This is a genomic window from Bacillus sp. AP50 (genome assembly GCF_040492675.1).
GTDB lineage: Bacteria > Bacillota > Bacilli > Bacillales > Bacillaceae_G > Bacillus_A > Bacillus_A cereus.
Genome location: NZ_JBEUTW010000250.1, coordinates 1 through 4533, shown reverse-complemented (window position 1 = coordinate 4533; position 4533 = coordinate 1). Strand labels below are relative to the sequence as shown.

The window sequence follows — 4533 nt, the reverse complement described above, 5'->3', positions numbered from 1 at the left end:
TTAATAAGCTCATTTAAAAACTTTAAGCTAGTAGGCTGTTTTGTCGTTCCTAAAAATGATAGAAAGCTATTTACTAGTTGTACTTGGGTCATTTTCTTATCCTTTCTATATAGAAATTGTTATTGGTATTATTATAGAATATATGTCAGAAAATACAGTTATTCATTAATGGAGTGGGAGAGAATTATATGTCGATGTCGCTATATTATAAAAAAATCCGGGAGCAATTAGGACATAAACTAATATTTATGCCAAGTGTAGCTGCAGTTATTAAAAACGAGCAGGGAGAACTCTTATTTCAATATCCTGGCGGAGAATATTGGAGTTTGCCGGCTGGAGCAATTGAGCCTGGAGAAACTCCAGAAGAAGCGGTAGTTCGTGAAGTGTGGGAAGAAACGGGTTTGAAAGTGCAAGTAAAAAAACAAAAAGGGGTATTTGGAGGGGAAAGGTTCCGTCATATATATCCGAATGGCGATCAAGTAGAATATATTGTTGTTGTGTTTGAATGTGAAATTACTAGTGGAAAACTGAAATCGATAGATGGTGAATCTTTAAAACTACAATATTTCTCATTTTCTGAAAAGCCTCCTTTAGCACTACCATACCCGGATAATATATTTTTATAGATGTAAAATAGCACACCTTATTTATTGAAGGTGTGCTATTTATATAACCCGGTCGTATACATCTCCGTTAACGTATACACAATTTCCTCTAAGTTAATCTTTTTGTCATTTTGCATAATAGTCCAAAGAAACGATTCATTCATCGCGAACCAACCGCGTGCTACAATCTCTTTATTTAAATTAGGTTGTGCTAATCCACTTTCTTGAGAGTAAGTAATATCCTGTTTAATGCTTGTTATAAAACGTTCCCGAATCTCATCCCATTTTTGCCGTATTTCTCTTGATAATCCTATCGCTTCCTCTACAACTTGCAAAATAGCGCGTTCTTCATCTGCTAATTGCAGGAATGCTCTAACTTGATTTTGGATCATTATACGTGCTTCCTCTTTTGTTTGTGGAGAAAAAGAGCGTTCAGCGATATTATAAAAACGATTCATAACATCTTCCATTAAACTAATTAGGAGATCATCTTTGTTTTTGAAGTATACATATGCTGTACCATATCCGGTTTCTGCATGTTTAATAATTTGTGTAATTGTCGTTTTTTGAAATCCGTTACGTATAAAAATAGTGTAACCAGAGTGTAATAGTTTCTTCTTCGTTTCTAAGGAGCGGTGTTTTCTTGATGAAAGGGTACTGTTTTTCAAAGAATCACCTCTTTATACTGAAATATCTGAAAATATAATTGTATTGTAAAAGAAGTTCATATATAAAGTCAACTGACATAATATCATTGACGTTGTATCAATTAAGGTGATATATTTCAATTAGTTAGAATAAAAAGAAAATTAAGAGAAGGTGACACCATGTATAAAGAACCATTTCAACCAACTTATGAGTATGCGCTTGAATGTGATAAACATGATGAACTGAAAGATTTTCAAACTGAATTCTATAAAAAAGAAGGTACTATATATTTAGATGGAAACTCATTAGGGCTACTTTCAAAAAGAGCAGAGAAATCATTACTTACGTTGCTAGATTCGTGGAAAGAGTATGGTATTGACGGCTGGACAGAAGGTGAGCATCCGTGGTTTTTCCTTTCAGAGAAATTAGGTAAACTTACAGCCCCTCTTATTGGAGCTTTACCGGAAGAAACTATTGTAACCGGTTCCACAACTGCGAATATACACCAAGTTATTGCGACGTTTTATGAGCCGAAAGGAATACGTACAAAAATACTTGCGGATGAATTGACTTTCCCATCAGATATTTATGCACTTCAAAGTCAAATTCGTTTAAAAGGATTAGATCCAGAGGAGCATTTAGTAAGAGTGAAAAGCCGAGATGGTAGAACACTTTCTGAGGAAGATATTATCCATGCGATGGAAGATGATATCGCTTTAATTTTATTACCTTCTGTTTTATATAGAAGTGGTCAAATTCTTGATATGAAAAGTTTAACAACGGAAGCTCATAAACGCGGCATTCACATTGGATTTGATTTATGCCATTCAATAGGATCTATTCCGCATCATTTCAAAGATTGGGATGTCGATTTTGCTGTTTGGTGCAATTATAAATATTTAAATGCAGGACCGGGTAGTGTTGCAGGCCTTTATGTAAATAGTAAACATTTTAATAGACTGCCAGGATTGTCTGGATGGTTTAGTTCTAGAAAAGATAAACAGTTTGATATGGAGCATACATTAACAGCTGCCGATCATGCAGGTGCTTATCAAATTGGTACACCGCACGTATTAAGTACAGCACCTTTAATTGGTTCTCTTGAAATGTTTAAAGATGCTGGTATTGAACGTTTACGCGAAAAATCTTTACATATTACAAGATATATGCTGAATTTAATTGATCACGAATTAAAAGATTTCGGATTTACAATTGGAAATCCATTAGAGGATGAAAAACGTGGCGGGCACATATATTTAGAACATGCAGAAGCAGCACGTATTTGTAAAGCGCTAAAAGCAAATGGAGTTATCCCTGATTTCCGAGCACCTAATGGAGTAAGACTGGCGCCGGTCGCTTTATATAACACATATGAAGAAGTGTGGAAATCTGTACAAATATTAAAGAAAATTATGAAAGAAGAAGAGTATAAACAGTTTGAAAATAAGCGAGAGGTTGTGGCATAAGCATGAAAACATCAGAGTGGATTGATATTTCACAACCGCTAAATAATGATATTGCAACGTGGCCAGGAGACACACCGTTCTCATATGAAGTTTCATGGTCAAAAGAAGAAAGTGGCTCGGTAAATGTTGGAAAGTTAACGATGAGTATTCATACAGGCACTCATATTGATGCACCATTTCATTTTGATAATGATGGAAAGAAAGTATTGGATTTAGATGTTCAAGTTTATGTTGGCCCAGCACGGATTATTGACGTTTCTAATCTTGAAAGCATCGGGAAAAAGGAATTAGAAAGCTTTCATTTAGAAGGTGTAGAACGATTATTATTACGTACATCTTCACATGGAAAAGCTGAAGAATTTCCAGATGTGATCCCTCATTTACGTGCAGACATAGCACCTTTTCTTTCGGAGAAAGGTATTCGTTTAATCGGAGTAGATGTCCCATCAGTTGATCCGCTAGATGATAAAGAATTAGCAGCGCATCATCAATTATTTAAACATGGAATTCATATTTTAGAAAATGTCGTACTAGATCATGTAGCAGACGGTGATTATGAATTGATTGCATTACCACTTGCATTAACTGATGCGGATGGAAGTCCAGTTCGAGCCGTTATTAGACCAATATAAGTAGAATCATATAAAAGGGGCGTTTGGCTAATATGAAAGAAAATGAAAAAGTAATTATGGAAAAAGGGATTCATACGGATTTTAAAGAGAATATGACGTATGGGGAATATTTACAATTAGATAGTTTACTATCTTCTCAAAAAAGATTATCAGACCATCATGATGAAATGTTATTTATCGTTATTCACCAAGCAAGTGAGCTTTGGATGAAGCTCATTTTACATGAGCTAAATGCGGCGATTGAATCTATTAAACAAGATAAATTACAACCAGCTTTTAAAATGTTAGCACGTGTATCAAAAATTCAGTCTCAAATTATTCAATCTTGGGATATTCTTGCGACATTAACACCATCAGAATATATTGAGTTTCGTGATTCACTCGGTCAAGCTTCAGGTTTTCAATCGTATCAATATCGTATGATTGAGTATGCACTTGGCTATAAAACGCCACATGCATTAAAAATTTATGAAAAGGATCCAGAATTACATGCACGACTTCATAAAGCGCTACATGCACCAAGTCTATATGATGTCGCGATTCAAGCATTAGTAAAAGAAGGATTCCCTATTCATAAAGATGTGTTAAACCGTGATATTACGCAGCCTTATGAAGAAGATGCAACAGTAGAAGCAGCATGGTTAGAAGTGTATGCGGATGTGAAAAAATATTGGAATTTATATCAGCTTGCTGAAAAATTGATTGATATTGAAGACTGGCTACAACAATGGCGTTTCCGTCATATGAAAACAGTAGAAAGAATTATTGGACATAAAATGGGTACAGGTGGATCCTCCGGTGTTTCTTATTTAAAGCGAGTACTTGATCAACAATTCTTCCCAGAGCTTTGGAATGTTCGTACGAAATTATAAAAATAAACCTGTCAGTTCATTATGGCTGACAGGTTTATTTTTATTTGAGCACAATTATGTTTAAAATGAAGGAACAAGATATAATAAATGGATTAACTATTTAAATGGAGGTAAAGTTTTTGGATTTCAAGCAACTAGAAAATAAATTCGAAAAGAAAAAAGTGAATACATTTCTTGTTTATCAAAAAGGACAATTAACAACTGAGTATTATAAAACACCCGAATGTGCAAATAACTTATATAAAATAAATTCGATTACAAAAAGTATCGTATCTTTATTAATTGGTATTGCAGTTGATAAGGGCTATAT

General features: G+C 34.3%; 5 protein-coding genes and 1 pseudogene. 5 read left to right on the top strand and 1 reads right to left on the bottom strand.

From position 1 onward, the window contains the following. Positions 1 to 188 precede the first annotated feature (188 nt). Complete coding sequence (locus tag ABWK52_RS18435) at positions 189 to 626, top strand: NUDIX hydrolase (protein WP_098541899.1); 438 nt, start codon at positions 189 to 191, stop codon at positions 624 to 626. 35 nt (positions 627 to 661) lie between these two features. On the opposite strand, the gene ABWK52_RS18430 is transcribed toward ABWK52_RS18435, so the two are convergent. Next, entirely contained in the window at positions 662 to 1273 is a 612-nt protein-coding gene (locus tag ABWK52_RS18430) for a TetR/AcrR family transcriptional regulator (RefSeq protein WP_000798551.1), read from the bottom strand. A 159-nt stretch (positions 1274 to 1432) separates the two neighbouring features. On the opposite strand from ABWK52_RS18430, the gene kynU reads away from it, so the two are divergent. The 4 genes and pseudogenes from kynU to ABWK52_RS18410 all read left to right on the top strand — a co-directional run. Continuing rightward, positions 1433 to 2719, top strand: a complete 1287-nt coding sequence (kynU, locus tag ABWK52_RS18425) for a kynureninase (protein ID WP_000276293.1) — start codon at positions 1433 to 1435, stop codon at positions 2717 to 2719. A 2-nt stretch (positions 2720 to 2721) separates the two neighbouring features. Beyond that, positions 2722 to 3351, top strand: coding sequence for an arylformamidase (kynB, locus tag ABWK52_RS18420; protein WP_000858061.1), 630 nt, complete (start codon positions 2722 to 2724; stop codon positions 3349 to 3351). 32 nt (positions 3352 to 3383) lie between these two features. Then, positions 3384 to 4223, top strand: a complete 840-nt coding sequence (gene kynA, locus ABWK52_RS18415) for a tryptophan 2,3-dioxygenase (protein WP_000661957.1) — start codon at positions 3384 to 3386, stop codon at positions 4221 to 4223. Between the two features lie 119 nt (positions 4224 to 4342). Next, positions 4343 to 4533: pseudogene (locus ABWK52_RS18410) on the top strand (serine hydrolase domain-containing protein); the annotation flags it as partial.

Coding starts and splice junctions, on each gene's coding strand:
- kynA (WP_000661957.1), top strand. CDS start 3,384: ATGAAAGAAAATGAAAAAGTAATTATGGAAAAAGGGATTCATACGGAT.
- ABWK52_RS18435 (WP_098541899.1), top strand. CDS start 189: ATGTCGATGTCGCTATATTATAAAAAAATCCGGGAGCAATTAGGACAT.
- kynB (WP_000858061.1), top strand. CDS start 2,722: ATGAAAACATCAGAGTGGATTGATATTTCACAACCGCTAAATAATGAT.
- kynU (WP_000276293.1), top strand. CDS start 1,433: ATGTATAAAGAACCATTTCAACCAACTTATGAGTATGCGCTTGAATGT.